General features: G+C 71.6%; 16 protein-coding genes and 1 riboswitch. Of the genes, 11 read left to right on the top strand and 5 right to left on the bottom strand.

Features of this window, described 5'->3' with window-relative positions; translation table 11 throughout:
- Positions 1-41 precede the first annotated feature (41 nt).
- On the bottom strand, positions 42-764 hold the full coding sequence (locus IE242_RS02230) for a M50 family metallopeptidase (RefSeq protein WP_189854716.1): 723 nt from the start codon (positions 762-764) through the stop codon (positions 42-44).
- Between the two features lie 49 nt (positions 765-813).
- Here IE242_RS02230 and IE242_RS02225 point away from each other — a divergent pair, with 49 nt between their 5' ends.
- The 10 genes from IE242_RS02225 to IE242_RS02180 all read left to right on the top strand — a co-directional run bounded on the left by IE242_RS02225 (position 814) and on the right by IE242_RS02180 (position 11298).
- On the top strand, positions 814-1629 hold the full coding sequence (locus IE242_RS02225) for an SOS response-associated peptidase (RefSeq protein ID WP_189854714.1): 816 nt from the start codon (positions 814-816) through the stop codon (positions 1627-1629).
- A 218-nt stretch (positions 1630-1847) separates the two neighbouring features.
- The gene (locus IE242_RS02220; protein ID WP_229858306.1) at positions 1848-2435 is read left to right on the top strand and encodes an alpha/beta hydrolase family protein; all 588 of its coding nucleotides are present in this window, start codon (positions 1848-1850) and stop codon (positions 2433-2435) included.
- Positions 2436-2801: 366 nt separating this feature from the next.
- Positions 2802-3488 (top strand): RNA polymerase sigma factor SigR, encoded by a 687-nt coding sequence (gene sigR / locus IE242_RS02215; RefSeq protein WP_189854712.1) that lies wholly within the window; start codon positions 2802-2804, stop codon positions 3486-3488.
- Complete coding sequence (rsrA, locus tag IE242_RS02210) at positions 3485-3802, top strand: mycothiol system anti-sigma-R factor (protein ID WP_189854710.1); 318 nt, start codon at positions 3485-3487, stop codon at positions 3800-3802. The genes sigR and rsrA overlap by 4 nt, the downstream gene beginning before the upstream one ends.
- Before the next feature lie 220 nt (positions 3803-4022).
- Positions 4023-5357 (top strand): HD-GYP domain-containing protein, encoded by a 1335-nt coding sequence (locus tag IE242_RS02205; RefSeq protein WP_189854708.1) that lies wholly within the window; start codon positions 4023-4025, stop codon positions 5355-5357.
- A complete protein-coding gene (locus tag IE242_RS02200; protein WP_229858059.1) occupies positions 5354-6691 on the top strand; it encodes an HD domain-containing protein in 1338 nt (445 codons plus the stop codon). The genes IE242_RS02205 and IE242_RS02200 overlap by 4 nt, the downstream gene beginning before the upstream one ends.
- A 153-nt stretch (positions 6692-6844) precedes the next feature.
- Positions 6845-7825 (top strand): tetratricopeptide repeat protein, encoded by a 981-nt coding sequence (locus IE242_RS02195; RefSeq protein WP_189854705.1) that lies wholly within the window; start codon positions 6845-6847, stop codon positions 7823-7825.
- Positions 7826-7919: 94 nt separating this feature from the next.
- Positions 7920-8570, top strand: coding sequence for a peptide deformylase (gene def, locus IE242_RS02190; RefSeq protein ID WP_189854703.1), 651 nt, complete (start codon positions 7920-7922; stop codon positions 8568-8570).
- Positions 8571-8845: 275 nt separating this feature from the next.
- A complete protein-coding gene (gene cyc1 / locus IE242_RS02185) occupies positions 8846-9931 on the top strand; it encodes an epi-isozizaene synthase (protein WP_189854700.1) in 1086 nt (361 codons plus the stop codon).
- The gene (locus IE242_RS02180; protein WP_189854698.1) at positions 9928-11298 is read left to right on the top strand and encodes a bifunctional albaflavenone monooxygenase/terpene synthase; all 1371 of its coding nucleotides are present in this window, start codon (positions 9928-9930) and stop codon (positions 11296-11298) included. Before cyc1 ends, IE242_RS02180 begins: the two co-directional genes overlap by 4 nt.
- Positions 11299-11328: 30 nt before the next feature.
- Here IE242_RS02180 and IE242_RS02175 read toward each other — a convergent pair whose 3' ends face one another.
- Complete coding sequence (locus tag IE242_RS02175) at positions 11329-12291, bottom strand: helix-turn-helix domain-containing protein (RefSeq protein WP_189854696.1); 963 nt, start codon at positions 12289-12291, stop codon at positions 11329-11331.
- A gap of 93 nt (positions 12292-12384) precedes the next feature.
- Here IE242_RS02175 and IE242_RS02170 point away from each other — a divergent pair, with 93 nt between their 5' ends.
- Complete coding sequence (locus IE242_RS02170) at positions 12385-12657, top strand: pilus assembly FimT family protein (RefSeq protein ID WP_189854694.1); 273 nt, start codon at positions 12385-12387, stop codon at positions 12655-12657.
- Here the strand turns inward: IE242_RS02170 and IE242_RS02165 are convergent.
- From IE242_RS02165 to IE242_RS02155, 3 genes are all read right to left on the bottom strand, one after another.
- A complete protein-coding gene (locus IE242_RS02165; protein ID WP_189854692.1) occupies positions 12561-13577 on the bottom strand; it encodes a ribonucleotide-diphosphate reductase subunit beta in 1017 nt (338 codons plus the stop codon). The genes IE242_RS02170 and IE242_RS02165 overlap by 97 nt on opposite strands.
- The gene (locus IE242_RS02160; RefSeq protein WP_229858057.1) at positions 13577-15934 is read right to left on the bottom strand and encodes a ribonucleoside-diphosphate reductase subunit alpha; all 2358 of its coding nucleotides are present in this window, start codon (positions 15932-15934) and stop codon (positions 13577-13579) included. The genes IE242_RS02165 and IE242_RS02160 overlap by 1 nt, the downstream gene beginning before the upstream one ends.
- Positions 15935-16084: 150 nt before the next feature.
- A riboswitch (cobalamin riboswitch) is annotated at positions 16085-16220 on the bottom strand.
- A 65-nt stretch (positions 16221-16285) separates the two neighbouring features.
- Positions 16286-16792: a GNAT family N-acetyltransferase gene (locus tag IE242_RS02155; protein WP_189854688.1), complete on the bottom strand. Its 507-nt coding sequence runs from the start codon at positions 16790-16792 to the stop codon at positions 16286-16288.
- Between the last annotated feature and the right edge of the window lie 76 nt (positions 16793-16868).

Here is a 16868-nt window from a genome sequence, read left to right as displayed (position 1 = left end):
CGATGGGCGATGACGTGGAACGGTGACGTCGAACGACGGGCTCAGACTTGGAGCAGCCAGCGCCCGCCGCCCATCAGAGAGCACAGCGACACCGCGTGGAACAGGAACAGCCAGAGCGCCGGCGGCACCTGCGTGAGCCGCGCCAGCTGGTCCGCGTCGGAGTCCCCCGCCCCGCCCCGGCGCCGCTTCGCCTGGAGCTCGAAGGCCGGCCGTACGCCGCCCAGCAGCAGGAACCAGACCACCGCGTACGCGAACGCCGCCTGTACCTGGGGTCCGGCCAGCCAGGAGACCAGCAGGAACGTGCCGCCGGTCAGGACGACGGTGAGCGCCCCGTACGCGTTGCGAATCATCACCAGCATCGCCACCAGCAGGGCGGTGGCCAGCCACAGCAGCAGGGTGATGCGCCCCGCGCCGAGCAGCGCGGCGCCGCCCAGGCCCAGCAGCGGGGGAGCGGTGTACCCGGCGGCGGCCGTGAGGATCATGCCGAGGCCGGTCGGCCTGCCTCTGCTGACGGTCAGACCGCTGGTGTCGGAGTGCAGGCGTATGCCGGTGAGGGTGCGGCCGGTGAGCAGCGCGACCAGACCGTGGCCGCCCTCGTGGGCGATGGTGATGGCGTTGCGGGAGAGGCGCCAGAGGCCCGCCGGGACGACCACGGCGAGTGCGGCGGCCACGGTGGCGAGGACCACCCAGGTGTCGGGGTCGGGCTGGGTGCCGAAGACCTCGTCCCAGAGGCCGGCCAGCGAGGCGGCTGCGGTGCTGTGCATGGTGGGCGTCGGCTCCCTCGGGTGGACCGGATCTGGCAGTGTGGCACGTATGTGCGGACGGTATGCATCGAGTCGTGGAGCCGAGGATCTCGCGGAAGTCTTTGAGATCGAGAAGTGGGAGCCGGAGGAGACCCTGGCACCCGACTTCAACGTGGCTCCGACGAAAGAGGTCTACGCGGTCCTCGACCGCCCCTTGAAGGACGCCGACGACAAGCGCCCGGTTCGCCAGCTCCGCAGGCTGAAGTGGGGTCTGGTCCCCTCCTGGTCCAAGACGCCCGACGGCGCCGCCCGGATGATCAATGCCCGCGCGGAGACCGTCCACGAGAAGCCCTCGTACCGCCGTGCCTTCGCCACCCGGCGCTGCATCGTCCCCGCCGACGGCTACTACGAGTGGGTCACCGGCACGCAGGAGCGCGAGCTGGAGGTCGAGGGGAAGAAGAAGCGGCCGCGCAAGCAGCCGTACTTCGTGCTGCCCGCCGACGGGTCGGTGTTCGCGATGGCCGGGCTGTACGAGTTCTGGCGGGACCGGACGCTGCCGGACGACCATCCGCAGGCCTGGTGGGTGACCTGCTCGGTCATCACCACGGAGGCGGAGACCACGCCGCTGGCCGTGGCGCCCGCCGAGGGCCCGCGCACCCTCGCCGACATCCACCCGCGCATGCCGCTGATGCTCACCCCGGACCGCTGGGACGCCTGGCTCGACCCGGCCCGCACCGACGTCGACGAGCTACGGGGGCTGCTCGCACCGCCGCCCGCCGGGCTGATGCGCGCCTACCCCGTCTCCACGGCCGTCAGTAATGTCCGCAACAACGGCCCGGAGCTGCTGAAGGAGCTGGCGGCACCCGAGGAGGGCACGCTCTTCTGAGCCTCCTCCGATGAGACGCTTCTGACGTGACGGAGATCAGCGAACCGGCCGAACCGGCCGAACCGGCCGAACCGGCCGAACCGGCCGAACCGGCCGAACCGGCCGAGACGGCCGAACCGGCCGAGACGGCCGAACCGGCCGAGACGGCCGAGACGGCCGAGACGGCCGAGACGGCCGAGACGGCCGAGACGGTCGAGACCGACGCGGGCACCGCCCGCATCACCTGGCACCCGGCGGCGCGGCCCCACCTGGTCCTCGCCGTGAGCCACGGCGCGGGCGGCGGTATCGAGGCCCGCGATCTGCGGGCCCTGGCCCGGGTGCTGCCCGCGCACGGCGTGACCGTCGCACTCGTCGAGCAGCCCTGGAGGGTGGCCGGCAAGAAGCTGGCGCCCGCCCCGAAAACCCTGGACGCGGGCTGGCGGGGCCTGTGGCCCGCGCTCACCGGGCCGGGGCTCCCCGTGATCGCGGGCGGCCGGAGCGCGGGCGCCCGCGTGGCCTGCCGTACGGCGCGGGAGCTGGGAGCCGCCGCCGTACTGGCCCTCAGCTTCCCGCTGCACCCGCCGGGCAGGCCCGAGAAGTCCCGGGCGGACGAGCTGCTCGGCGCCGGGGTGCCCACGCTCGTCGTCCAGGGCGGCAACGACCCGTTCGGGAAGCCGGAGGAGTTCCCCGAGGGCTCCCACCGCCTGATCGAGGTGCCGTACGGCGATCATGGCTTCGCGGTCCCGAAGCGGGCTCCCCTCGGCGAGGACGAGGCCATGGATGTGATCACGGACGGCGTAAGGGCGTGGATCGCCTCACTCCGGTAGCGGTCGTCCGGCAGAGGGCCTCCGGCAGGGGGTCCGAGGCAGTGGTGGCGTGGACCGTGTCACTCGCGTGACGGGCGGGAATGCCGGGCCACCGACTTCTGTTGTGCCCTGCGTACAGCGCGGACAAGCGCTGACAGCGTGGGACGCGCTGAGCATCCCTGACGAGAGGAAGTCCGCCGCATGGGTTCGACCATCTGCCCGAGCCGCAGCAGCGCCGGCCACCTCGACTGGACGGTTCTGCACGCGGTGACGAACGCCCCCGTCCGGGCGCCGGGCGGAGTGAATCGGCAGGCGTCGCCGACCGCCCGTCGTCTATCCTCCGATTCGAGTGGGGCCGGACTCGGTTCCACGGGGACTCTGGAGGAGGTGGGTCCGGTCACTGGGACCGACGCCGGTACCGAACACGGCCAGGCGGAGCAGCCCGAGGGCCAGGGCGGTGGCAGCACGGAGACGACCGCCGAGCGCAGCGCGCGCTTCGAGCGGGACGCGCTCGAATTCCTCGACCAGATGTATTCGGCCGCCCTGCGCATGACGCGGAACCCGGCCGACGCCGAGGATTTGGTGCAGGAGACGTACGCGAAGGCGTACGCGTCCTTCCACCAGTTCCGTGAGGGCACCAACCTCAAGGCGTGGCTGTACCGGATCCTCACGAACACCTTCATCAACTCGTACCGCAAGAAGCAGCGCGAACCGCAGCGCAGCGCGGCCGAGGAGATCGAGGACTGGCAGCTGGCACGCGCCGAGTCGCACATGTCGACGGGGCTGCGCTCCGCCGAGTCGCAGGCGCTGGACCACCTGCCCGACTCGGACGTCAAGGAAGCGCTGCAGGCGATCCCCGAGGAGTTCCGCATCGCCGTCTACCTCGCGGACGTAGAGGGCTTTGCGTACAAGGAGATCGCGGACATCATGGGGACACCGATCGGTACGGTGATGTCCCGGCTGCACCGGGGACGCCGTCAACTGCGCGGCATGCTGGAGGACTACGCCCGTGATCGCGGGCTGGTTCCCGCCGGCGCCGGAGAGTCGAACCAAGCGAAAGGCTCGGGCTCATGAGCTGCGGAGAGCCGCACGAGACGGATTGCAGCGAGATCCTCGATCATCTCTACGAGTTCCTGGACCGTGAGATGCCCGACAACGACTGCACCAAGTTCGAGACGCACTTCGAGGAGTGCTCGCCGTGCCTGGAGAAGTACGGGCTCGAGCAGGCCGTGAAGAAGCTGGTCAAGCGGTGCTGCGGACAGGACGACGTCCCGACCGACCTGCGGGCGAAGGTCATGGGCCGCATCGACCTGATCCGCGCCGGCGAGGCGGTGCCCGAGCACGACGTCGACGGTGACACCCCAGGAGCGGGAGTTCTGAACTCCTGAACCAACAGGTTCGAACCAGCAGGTTCGAACCAGCAGGACCACTGAGGATTTTCGGGCCTCAGCCGCTTGAACTCCTGTGCGGGCCGCACCGTCAAGGTGCGGCCCGCTGTCACTCGATCGCGCTAAACCGCGTGTCGGTCACCCTCGCATTCGCCCATTGCCACCCCCGCGTCACGCGCGCCCCTCTAGGCTCCGGAGCCTGAAAAAGGGGAGGCGCGCCATGAGGTCGGTCCCGGCGTGGGCACGTGTGTACATCGCCTGTGCCGTCCTGGGTGCCGTCTGCTGTCTGGCCGCCCTGCCGGACGCCCCGGTCCCCTGGTGGGCGGTCGGCCTGCTCGCCGTGCTGTACGCGGGCTGCGAGCAGATCACCCGGTGCCCGTTCCTGGGGTCCCGCGCCCCCAGGGGCATGGGCACCTTCTTTCCTGTCCTGCTTGCCGGTGCCTTCCTGCTGCCGCCCCCGGCCGCCGCGCTCGTCGCGGTGCCGGGGGTGCTCATCTCCCCGGTCGAGCAGCGGCCGCGCCGGGTGCGTCGCCTGTGGCGGGCGGCGCGGCTCGCCCTCGCGGTGTGGACGGCTTCCCGGGTGTACGCGGCGCTGGGCGGCCGGGAGGCCGTGGCCGGTCCCGGCTTCCCGTACGCGCTGGTCCCCGCGGCGGCCGCCGCGCTGGTGTTCTGCGTGGTCCTCGCCGTCCTCGACGGGGGCATCCTCGTCCTCGCCGAGCGCGTACCCGCGCGGACCGCCCGGCGCGGGCTCTTCGCGCGGCAGTTCGCGCCCGTCATGACGCACGGGTTCGCCGGGCTGATGATGGCGGTGCTGTGGCGCAGCCCGTACGGTCCGGCCGCCGCGCTGCTCGTACTGCTGCCGATGTACGTGTCCTGCTGGGTGTTCGCGCAGTACCACCGTGAGCGGGCGGCGCACCAGGCCACGATCCGGGCGCTGGTGCAGGCCGTCGACATCAAGGACGGGTACACGCGCGGGCACAGCGAGCGGGTGGGCCAGGCGTCCGTGATGATCGCGCGTGAGCTCGGCATGGCCGACGAGCGCGTCGAACTGGTCCGCTTCGCCGGCATCCTGCACGACGTGGGCAAACTCGGTGTGCCCACCCGGCTGTTGCGCAAGGACGGCCCGCTGACCCCGGAGGAACGGCGGATCGTCGAACTGCATCCCGAATACGGGCACGAGATGGTGCGAGGCATCGGGTTCCTGGGCGAGGCCCGCTCCGCGGTCCTGCACCACCATGAGCGGCTGGACGGCAGCGGCTACCCGTACGGGCTGGCGGGCGACCGGATCCCGGAGCCCGCGCGGGTGGTGGCCGTGGCCGACGCGTTCGACGCGATGACGTCGACCCGCTCCTACCGCCGGGCCCGGCCGGTCGCGGCCGCGCTGGAGGAGCTCCGGCGGTGCGCGGGGACACAGTTCGACCCGGTGATGGTCGGGGCGCTGGTGCGGGCCCTGGAACGGCACGGCTGGCACCCCACGGTCACCGCGGACGGTCCCGGTGCACGCGGAAACGTGCCGTCTCGGACGGCGCCCCTGCGTGCGGAGGCCGGATCATGAGGGGCCCGTCCGCCGTCCGCGGGCACGGCCCGGTGGCCGGGCGCCCGTCCGCAGCCCTCGTGTACGGCTTCGTCCTGAGACACCCCGTCGTGGTCCTCGTGCAGGGTGCCGCCGTGCTCCTCTGCCTCGCCGCGTTCGCCCACACCCTCCGGTACGGCCTCGACGAGCGCGCCGCCGCCCTCGCCTTCGGGGTCCTCGTCGTCGGGGGCGAGCTCTCCCGGTGGACCGGAGCGACCGGTGCCGAGGCGCGTGAGCCCGCACCCCTCGGGGCGGCCGGGGCGCTCGCCTACGCCCTGCTCGGACAGGACGCCGGGGAACCCACGCGGCACGGAGTGTTCCAGGTGATCGCCGTCGTCGCCGTGGCCACGCTCGCCGGGAGCCTGCCGCGCCCGGCCGCGGGGCGCGGACCGGTCGCCGGCCGGCTCGCCGACCGGTTCGCCCGGCGGATCCTCACCGTCGCCCTCGCCGCCCTGGGCTTCCGGCTTCTCGACCACCGGGGCGCGTCCCCGGAGTGGCACGGCCCCTCGTACGTACCGCTCCTGGTCGGGCTGCTCCTGCTCACCGCGGTGTGCGACGCCGTGCTCGCCGCGGTGCTGGCGCGCTCCCGCACCGGCTGGCCCTTCGGGCCACTGCTGCGGGACGAGCTCCGGGCGCTGCTCGGCATCGGGTCCGCGGTGTGCGCGACCGGCGTCGTGATGGCGCTCGCGGTCGCGGTGGCGGGCCTGTGGGCGCTGCCCGTGTTCTCGCTGCCGCTGCTGCTCACCCAGCTCTCCTTCGGCAGACACGCGGCGGTGCGCACCACCTATCGGCAGACCATCGCCTCCCTCGCCCGCGCCACCGAGATCGCCGGGTACACCCCGCCCGGGCACGCCCGGCGCGTGGCTGTGCTCAGCCGGGCCGTCGGCCGTGAGCTGGGACTCACCGAGGCCGAGCTGTCGGTGCTGGAGTACGCGGCCCTGATGCACGACATCGGGCAGCTGTCCCTCGTCGACCCGGTGCCCGCCGGGGCGACGGCCGCGCTCCCGGCCGCGCAGCAGCGGCGGATCGCGCTCCTCGGCGGCGCCGTGGTCCGGCAGACCGGGGTGGACGCCGAGGTCGCCGTGGTCGTGGAGCGCCAGGCGGACCCGTACCGGGAGCAGCCGGTGGGCGCGCGGATCGTACGGGCCGTGAACGCCTACGAGGAGAGGGCGCGCGAGGCCGGGGCGGGCGGGCCGCTCGGGGCGCTCCAGGAGCTGCGCCTGCGGACCGGGCGGGACTACCAGCCCGAGGTCGTGGAGTCACTGGCCCGTGTGCTGGCGCGGAACGGAGCTGCCGCGCATGGGTACCCCGGGTGAGGTGGTGGCGAGGGCCCGTGCCGTCTTACGCTGCCCGCGGTTGGGTAACCCATGGGTAATGAGCGCCCCTCCCGGCGTACGTGGTTGGATGCCAGGGAGAGGGTGCCCCGGGGCACAGGCCGGCCCACTCGACGAAACTGGCAGGCGGGAATCGTGAGGATCTTCGGCAAGGGACGGCACCGGCCCTCCGCCTCCTGGCGGCAGGCCACCGATCGCGCGTTCACGCTGATCGGCGACGGGCGGTACGAGGACGCGGGCGCGCTGCTGACCCGCGCCGCCGATCTGGAGCCCTGGCTGTCCGAGTCCTGGTTCAACCTCGCGCTGCTGCACAAGTTCCGGCACGACTGGGAGCAGGCGCGGGCCGCGGGCCTCAGGGCCGTGGCGCTGCTCGACCGGGAGACCGGGGCGCCGGACTGGTGGAACGTCGGCATCGCGGCGACCGCCCTGCAGGACTGGCCGCTGGCCCGGCGCGCCTGGCAGGCGTACGGGCTGCGGGTGCCCGGCGGGTCCGGGGCCTTCGGGGAGCCCGTGGGCATGGACCTGGGCAGTGCGGCCGTACGGCTGTCGCCCGAGGGCGAGGCCGAGGTCGTGTGGGGGCGCCGGCTGGACCCGGCCCGGATAGAGGTGCTGTCCATCCCGCTGCCGTCGTCGGGGCGGCGCTGGGGCGAGGTCGTGCTGCACGACGGGGTCCCGCACGGGGAGCGGACCACCGCCGCCGGGCACGCCTTCCCGGTGTTCGACGAGATCGAACTGTGGGCGCCCTCGCCGGTGCCGACCTGGGTGGTGCTGCTGGAGGCGGCGACCGAGGAGGACCGGGATGCGCTGGAGCAGCTCGCCGCCGACGCCGGGTTCGCCGCCGAGGACTGGTCGTCGTCGGTGCGGCTGCTGTGCCGGCTGTGCTCGGAGTCCCGGATGCCGTCCGACGAGGGCGACGGTGAACACCTCGACCCGCACGACCACAGCGAGCCCGGTCATCCGGGGCCGCTCGGGCACCGTACGGACGGACAGCTGTGGGCGCCCGAGCGGGAGTGCGGGCTCGCGGCGCCCGCGTCCCTGGTGCGGGGACTGCTGGACGGCTGGGTCGCGGACAGCCCGGACTCCCGGGCCTGGCGGGATCTGGAAGAGGTCTGCTGAGTCTGCTGAACGGTTTCCCCGGGCGCGGCCCCTTTAGGCTGTAGTCGCAGTTTCATCGTTTCACCGAAGGCTTTCAGGAAGGCGTACGTCGCTCATGGCGCAGCAGGACACCGATCAGCAGCACGCGGGCGTGCTCCCCGTGGACGACGAGGGCTTCGTCATCGACAGCGAGGACTGCGAGGAGCGCGAGAGCGCCTACCGCGAGCGCGGCACCTCGCGGCCGATCACCGTCGTCGGGAACCCGGTGCTGCACAAGGAGTGCGAGGACGTCACCGAGTTCGACGACGAGCTCGCCCAGCTGGTCGACGACATGTTCGCCAGCCAGCGCACCGCCGAGGGCGTGGGCCTGGCCGCCAACCAGATCGGTGTCGGCAAGAAGGTGTTCGTCTACGACTGCCCGGACGACGAGGGCGTGCGGCACGTGGGCGTGGTCGTCAACCCCAAGCTGGTCGAACTCCCTGCCGGGAAGCGCGTGCTGGACGACAGCAACGAGGGCTGCCTGTCGGTGCCGACCGCGTACATGCCGCTCGCCCGCCCCGACTATGCCGAGGTCACCGGGCAGGACGAGAAGGGCACCCCGATCAAGGTGCGCGGCACCGGCTACTTCGCGCGCTGCCTCCAGCACGAGACGGACCACCTGTACGGCTACCTCTACATCGACCGGCTCTCCAAGCGCGAGCGCAAGGACGCGCTGCGGCAGATGGCGGAGAACGAGCCGCGCTACCCGGTGGTCCCGAACGACTGATCCGGCGCCCCTTCCGTACGGCGTCCGGCCGGGGTTCGCCCCGGCCGGACGCCGTTCGTGCCTCCGGAGCAAGTTCGAAGCCGCGCGCTCCATAACTGATCCCAGGGCAGTCACGCAAGAGGGCTTCCTCGGAAACTAGGGGTAGTGAGTGGTGCAAATCCGTTCCCAGAGCGGTCACTTCGGTGCTGAATGAGAAGGGCGGGGATACGCACCGGCGCACGCCCGGTACGACGCGGGAGGGCGGGCGTCATCAGGCGGCTGAGAGGGGTTTGTTCGTGCCTGCATTCCCACAGAGCACCTCACCGACAACGACCGTGGCCGCGGTCCCGCCGGCGCTCCGGCTTCCCGTGATCGAGGCGGCGTTTCCCCGGCGAGTGCATCCGTATTGGCCCCGTCTCCAGGGAAGGACCAGGGCCTGGCTGCTGGAGAAACGCCTCATGCCGGCGGACAAGGTGGCGGAACACGCCGACGGCCTGTGCTACACGGACCTCATGGCGGGCTACTACATGGGCGCCCCCGACGAGGTCCTCCAGGCGATAGCGGACTACAGCGCCTGGTTCTTCGTCTGGGACGACCGCCACGACCGCGATGTCGTGCACGGTCGGCGCACCGCCTGGCGGCGGCTCAGGACCCGGCTGCACGCGGCCCTCGACTCCCCGCGGGACCACCTCCACCACCGCGACCCGGTGGTGGCGGGCCTCGCCGACAGCCTGCTACGGCTGTACTCGTTCCTCGGCAGGAAGTGGAACACACGCTTCGCCCGGCACTTCCACGAGGTCATCGATGCGTACGACCGGGAGTTCCACAACCGTACGCGGAACGTCGTGCCGACGGTCGAGGAATACCTCGAACTGCGCCGGCTCACCTTCGCGCACTGGATATGGACGGACCTCCTGGAGCCCAGTGCCGGTCGGGAACTCCCCACCGCCGTACGGAAACACCGCGCATACCGGCGGGCGGCCCTGCTGAGCCAGGAATTCGCCGCGTGGTACAACGACCTCTGCTCGCTCCCGAAGGAACTCGCGGGCGCCGAGGTCCACAATCTGGGTATCAGCCTCATTCATCACCAGGGGCTGACACCGGAAGAGGCCGTCGAGAACGTCCGGTGGCGCGTCGAGAAATGCATCACCGAATTCATCGACGCCGAGAAGGACGTCGTCAGGTTCGCCGACTCGCTCAACGACGGCACGCTGCGGGGAAGGCAGCTGCGCGCCGCCGTGCGGGCCTGTGTCGGCAATATGCGCAACTGGTTCAGCTCCGTCTACTGGTTCCACCACGAGTCCGGCCGGTACATGGTCGACGACTGGGACGACCGGTCCACGCCCCCGTACGTCAGCAACGAAACGGCAGGTGGGAAATGACCGTCGAGTCCGTGCAGCCCGTACCCCCGCGGGCTGCGGAGCCGATCGAGCCACCCCTCGCCCGGGGCGGTGTCCCGGGCCTCGGCCACGGCTGGAAACTGGTGCGCGATCCCCTGGGCTTCCTCGCCCGGCTGCGTGACGAGGGCGATGTGGTCCGGCTCGCGCTCGGGCCCAAGACGGTGTACGCCGTCACCAGCCCGGCGCTCACCGGCGCGCTGGCCCTGAGCCCTGACTACAAGATCGACGGTCCGCTGTGGGAGTCCCTCGAGAGCCTGCTCGGCAAGGAGGGCGTGGCCACCGCCAACGGGCCCCGCCACCGCCGCCAGCGCCGCATCATCCAGCCCGCCTTCCGGCTCGACGCCATCCCCGCGTACGGACCCGTCATGGAGGAGGAGGCGGCGGACTTCGCCGCGCGGATGGCCTCCGGCGAGCCCTTCGACTGCACCTCCGAGTCGTTCCGCGTCGCCGTGCGCATCGCGGCCCGCTGCCTGCTGCGCGGCGAGTACATGGACGAGCGGGCCGAGCGGCTGTGCGTCGCGCTCGCCACCGTGTTCCGCGGCATGTACCGGCGCATGGTGATCCCGGCCGGACCGCTCTACCGGCTGCCGCTGCCGGCCAACCGGCGGTTCGACCGGGCACTGGCCGATCTGCACGCCCTGGTCGACGAGATCATCGCGGAACGCCGGGCATCCGGTCGAAAACCGGACGATCTACTGACGGCATTGCTGGAGGCGGAGGACGACAAGGGCGACCCCATCGGGGAACAGGAGATACACGACCAGGTCGTCGCGATCCTCACCCCCGGCAGCGAGACCGTGGCCTCCACCGTCATGTGGCTGCTCCAGGTCCTCACCGCACATCCGGAACACGCCGACAGGGTGTGCGCGGAAGTCGGATCCGTCGTGGGGGACCGGCCCGTCGCATTCGCGGATGTCCGGAAGCTGTCCCATACGAACAATGTCGTTGTCGAGGCCATGCGGCTGCGTCCGGCCGTCTGGATTCTGACGCGGCGGGCGGTGACCGAAACGGAACTCGGCGGATATCGCATTCCGGCCGGGGCCGACATCGTGTACAGCCCCTACGCCGTGCAGCGCGACCCCCGGTCGTACGAGCGGAACCTCGAGTTCGATCCCGACCGGTGGCTTCCGGAACGTGTCAAGGACGTACCCAAGTACGCCATGAGCCCGTTCAGTGTGGGCAACCGGAAGTGCCCGAGTGACCACTTCTCCATGGCGCAACTGACCCTCGTCACCGCGGCCGTGGCGCGCCGGTGGCGGCTGGAGCAGGTCTCCGGTTCGAACGACACCACCCGGGTCGGCATCACCCTGCGCCCGCACCGGCTGCTGGTGCGGGCGACACCCAGGTGAGGCACGGGAGGTCGGTGCCGGTACGCACGGTCAGGCGGCCTGAGGTCCCCTGAACGTGCGCCGGTACGCGTGCGGCGTGGTCCCCAGCGACCGTACGAAGTGATGGCGCAGCGCGGCCGCCGTACCGAAGCCGGTACGGCCCGCGATCGCGTCCATCGTCTCGTCCGTCGCCTCCAGCAGCCGCTGGGCGAGCAGCACGCGCTGGCGCAGGATCCAGCGGTAGGGCGTGGTGCCGGTCTCCTGCTGGAAGCGGCGGGCGAAGGTGCGCGGGGACATGAGGGCACGGGCGGCGAGCTGCTCGACGGTCACCTCCTCATCGAGGTGCTCCTCCATCCACACCAGCACCTCGCCGACCGTGTCGCACCGCGAGCGGGGCAGCGGGCGCTCGATGTACTGGGCCTGGCCGCCGTCCCGGTGCGGGGGCACCACCATGCGGCGGGCGATCGCGTTGGCGACCTCGGGCCCCTGCTCCTTGCGGACGAGGTGCAGACAGGCGTCGATCCCGGCGGCGGTGCCGGCCGAGGTGATGACCGGGTCCTCGTCCACGTACAGCACATCGGGCTCGACGACCGCGCGCGGGTACTGCCGGGCCAGCTCCCCGGCGTGCCGCCAGTGCACCGCGCACCGCCGCCCGTCCAGCAGCCCGGCCGCGCCCAGCACGAAGACACCGGAGCACACGCTCAGCACCCGCGCGCCCCGGCCGACCGCGCGGCGCAGCGCGTCGAGCAGCTCGGGCGGAAAACGCCGGTCCACATAGCTCTCCCCGGCCGGCAGGGCGATCAGATCGGCCTCGTCGAGCCGTTCCAGACCGTGAGGCGTGGAGACGGTGAACCCGGCGTGCGTGCCGAGCGTGGGGCCCTCCGCCGAAACCACCGCGAAGTCGTACACGGGCAGTCCCTCGTCACTGCGGTCGAGCCCGAACACCTCGCACAGCACGCCGAGTTCGAAGGGATGCACCCCGTCGAGCACGACGGCGGCCACGTTCTGCAGCATGCCGCCAGTGTGCCGCGGGACTGGCAGGAATTCGAGGGGGTCCGGCAGTCCTGCCACTGACGGTAAGGAGCGTCCGGCGGGAGAGTGGTGTCCATGGATACGACACGCATGGAAGCCCTCATCGGAACGCTGGCCGTCCTCGGCATCCTGGCCGTGCTCGTCCTCCCCGCGCTGATCGGCGTCGTACGCGACCGGCGCATCGACCGTCAGCTCAGGGAGGCCGAGCGAAGGACGCTCGAGGAGGTTCTCCCGAAGGGTCCCGCGAACGCTCAGAAGTCCTCGTCGAAGCCGACCGAGCCCTCCACCGCGACCTGGTACGCCGAGGGCCGCCGCTCGAAGAAGTTGGTCAGCTCCTGCACTCCCTGAAGCTCCATGAAGGAGAAGGGGTTCTCCGAGCCGTACACCGGGGCGAAGCCGAGGCGGCTCAGCCGCTGGTCGGCCACGCACTCCAGGTACTGGCGCATCGACTCGGTGTTCATCCCCGGGAGGCCGTCACCGCACAGGTCGCGCGCGAACTGCAGCTCGGCCTCGACGGCCTCCCGCAGCATGTCCGTGACCTGCTGCGCCAGTTCGTCGTCGAAGAGGTCCGGCTCCTCCTTGCGGACGGTGTCCACGACGTCGAACGCGAAGGACATGTGCATCGTCTCGTCGCGGAACACCCAGTTGGTGCCGGTGGCCAGGCCGTGCAGCAGACCCCGGCTGCGGAACCAGTAGACGTACGCGAACGCGCCGTAGAAGAACAGGCCCTCGATGCACGCGGCGAAGCAGATGAGATTGAGCAGGAAGCGCCGCCGGTCGGCCTTCGTCTCCAGCCGGTCGATCTCCTCCACCGAGTCCATCCACTTGAAGCAGAACCCGGCCTTCTCGCGGATGGAGGGGATGTTCTCCACGGCCGCGAACGCCGCCGCGCGGTCCTCCGGATCGGGCAGGTAGGTGTCGAGCAGGGTCAGATAGAACTGGACGTGGACGGCCTCCTCGAAGAGCTGCCGGGAGAGGTACAGGCGCGCCTCGGGGGAGTTGATGTGCTTGTAGAGGGTGAGCACCAGGTTGTTCGCCACGATGGAGTCGCCGGTCGCGAAGAAGGCGACCAGGCGGCCGATGAGGTGCTGCTCGGCGGGGGTGAGCCTGGCCAGGTCGGCGACGTCCGAGTGGAGGTCGACCTCCTCCACGGTCCAGGTGTTCTTGATGGCGTCCCGGTAGCGCTCGTAGAAGTCGGGGTAGCGCATGGGGCGGAGGGTCAGCTCGAAGCCGGGGTCGAGCAGGTTGGTGTTACGGGTGGTCGTCATTACTGGCAGGCCTCGCAGGACTCGGGGTTTTCCAGGGAGCAGGCGACCGCTTGCGGGTCGGGGGCGGGCTGCGCCTGTGCGGCGCGGGCGATCCGGGTCGCCGGCCGCGAGCGCAGGTAGTACGTGGTCTTCAGGCCCGACTTCCAGGCGTGGGCGTACATCGAGGAGAGCTTGCCGATGGTCGGCGTCTCCAGGAACAGGTTCAGGGACTGGGCCTGGTCCAGGAACGGGGTGCGCGCGGCGGCCATGTCGATCAGGGCGCGCTGGGGGATCTCCCAGGCGGTGCGGTAGAGCGTCCGTACGTCCTCGGGGATCCAGCCGAAGTGCTGGACCGAGCCGTTGGCCTCGCGCAGCGCCTCGCGGGTGCGGGCGTCCCACACCCCGAGCCGCTTGAGGTCGTCCACCAGATACGAGTTGACCTGGAGGAACTCGCCGGACAGCGTCTCCCGCTTGAACAGGTTGGACACCTGCGGCTCGATGCACTCGTACACACCGGCGATGGAGGCGATGGTGGCCGTGGGTGCGATCGCGAGGAGGAGTGAGTTGCGCAGGCCGGTGGCGGCGATGCGCTTCCGGAGGGCCGCCCAGCGGTCGGGCCAGGTGAGGTCGGCCTCGTAGTGGTCGGGGTGGAGCACTCCCCGGGCGGTCCGGGTCTTCTCCCAGGCCGGCACCGGGCCGTTCCGTTCGGCGAGGCCGGCGGAGGCCTCGTACGCGGCCAGCATGATCCGTTCGGCGATGCGCGTGGAGAGCCGCCTGGCCCCGGGCGAGTCGAAGGGCAGGCGCAGCTTGAAGAAGACGTCCTGGAGGCCCATCACGCCGAGGCCGACGGGGCGCCAGCGGGCGTTGGAGCGGGCGGCCTGCCCGGTCGGGTAGAAGTTGATGTCGACGACGCGGTCCAGGAAGGTCACGGCGGTGCGGACGGTGGCGTCCAGCCGCTCCCAGTCGAGATCCTGGGCGGCCGGGTCGACGAACGCGCCCAGGTTGACCGACCCCAGGTTGCAGACCGCCGTCTCGTCGTCGCTGGTGACCTCCAGGATCTCCGTGCAGAGGTTGGAGGAGTGGATGACGTGGCCCGGCTCGGCGGTCTGGTTGGCGGTGCGGTTGGCGGCGTCCTTGAAGGTCATCCAGCCGTTGCCGGTCTGGGCGAGGGTGCGCATCATGCGGCCGTACAGCTCGCGCGCGGGGATCGTCTTCCGTGCCAGTCCGTCCGCCTCCGCCCTGCGGTACGCGGCGTCGAACTCCTCGCCCCACAGGTCGACCAGCTCCGGTACGTCGGAGGGGGAGAACAGCGACCACTCCCCGTCGGCCTCGACCCGGCGCATGAACTCGTCCGGGATCCAGTGCGCGAGGTTCAGGTGGTGGGTGCGGCGGGCGTCCTCGCCGGTGTTGTCCCGCAGCTCCAGGAACTCCTCGAGGTCGGCGTGCCAGGTCTCCAGGTAGACGGCGGCGGCACCCTTGCGCCGGCCGCCCTGGTTCACGGCGGCGACCGAGGAGTCGAGGGTCTTCAGGAACGGGACGATGCCGTTGGAGTGCCCGTTGGTGCCGCGGATCAGGGCGCCCCGCGCGCGGATGCGGGAGTAGGCGAGCCCGATACCGCCCGCGTGCTTCGAGAGGCGGGCCACCTGGTGGTAGCGCTCGTAGAGGGAGTCCAGCTCGTCCCGGGGCGAGTCGAGCAGGTAGCAGGACGACATCTGGGGGTGCCGCGTGCCGGAGTTGAAGAGGGTGGGGGAGGAGGGCAGGTACTCCAGGCGGCTCATCAGCCCGTACAGCGCGGCGACCTCGTCGACGGAGCGGTCGGTGCCGTCCTCGGCGAGACCGCAGGCGACGCGCAGCAGGAAGTGCTGAGGGGTCTCGACGACCCGCCGGGTGACCGGGTGGCGGAGCAGATAGCGGCTGTGCAGGGTCCGCAGGCCGAAGTAGCCGAAGCGGTCGTCGGCGCCCTCGGCGACGGCGGCGCCGGCCAGCGCGTCGAGGCGCGCCGCGTGCAGCGTCACGAACTCGGCGGTGCGGTCCGCGATCAGACCCTCGCGGTGCCCGGCCGCGACCGATCCGGAGAAGGAGCGCACCCCCTGCGAGGCCGCCTCCTCGGCGATGCCGACGGTCAGCAGCCGGGCGGCCAGCCGCGAGTAGGCGGGGTCCTCGGAGATGAGCCCCGCCGCCGCCTCGGTGGCCAGCTCCCGCAGCTCCGCCTCGTCCGCGTGGGCCGAGCGGCCACGCAGTGCGGCGGCGGCGACCCGGCCGGGGTCGGTGTCGGGGAGGTCGGCGGTGAGCTCGGTCAGGGTGCGCAGCAGCGCGGTACCGGGACCGTCGGGGTTCGGTGCGGTGACTGCGGCCGGATCCGGTGGCGCGATGGTCACGTGGGGCTCTCCCTCGCTCGGCTGGGGCCTGTCGGAGGAGGGAGTGGAGGCACACGGCCGGCGCGCGGGCATCGGGCATCAGCCGGCCGGCACGCGGCGCGTCCACCGGCCCATTCCGCGAGGCCCGGACGTCAGGGCGCCCGGGCCGGACGGCCGGGCGCACCGTCGGCAGGTACTCGGACTGGACAAGTGGGCGCTCGGACGGGCGAACACGCACAAGTACACCGTTGCGGGACAGTTCCGGATTCGCACCGGATTCCCCTGCGGCGACAGCGAGCACGAGCATACATGTTGTGCCCGGCCGGGCAAGCGGCCCCATATGTTGTGTCGTGAGAGCCCCGCGTGAGGCTCTCAAAGGGTGAACTGATAGGTGACCAGAGTGATGTCGTCGAGGTCCGGGAGGGGGTTCCAGTCGCGGTCCGGGGTACGGAGGAAGCCGAGGCGCTCGTAGATGCGGTGGGCGGAGCGCATCGCGCGCTGGCTGGACAGCACGACGCGCGCACAGCCCTCGACGGTCCGGGCCCGGTCGACGCACGCCCGCACCAGGGCCTCGCCGACGCCTCGCCCCCGTGCCGCGTGCGCCACCGCGAGCATGCGTATCTCGGCCTCCCCGGCCCGCGCGATGTCGGCCATGGGTCCGCCGGCCGGCACGAAGGTCACCCCGCCGAGCACCCGGCCGTCGGCGACGGCGACGAGCACCTCGGCCGTGGCCGCCCGCTTGGCCACGTCCCGCAGTTCGCCGAGGTACGCGTCACTCTCCCCGAAGTCCAGGAGGCCGTCCCGGAGGTAGGCCTGCGCGGTGATCTCTCCCAGGGGGTCGTACTCCTCCGGCCCGGCCGGCCCGATCGTGAAGTCCATGGCCCGCAGTCTGCCGCAGGGGTACGACAGAGGCCGCCGTCCTCCCTCGACCAGGGAGGACGGCGGCCCCATGAGG

Source organism: Streptomyces poonensis (assembly GCF_014650915.1).
Classification (GTDB): domain Bacteria; phylum Actinomycetota; class Actinomycetes; order Streptomycetales; family Streptomycetaceae; genus Streptomyces; species Streptomyces poonensis.
This window is presented reverse-complemented; position numbering and strand designations above follow the sequence as displayed.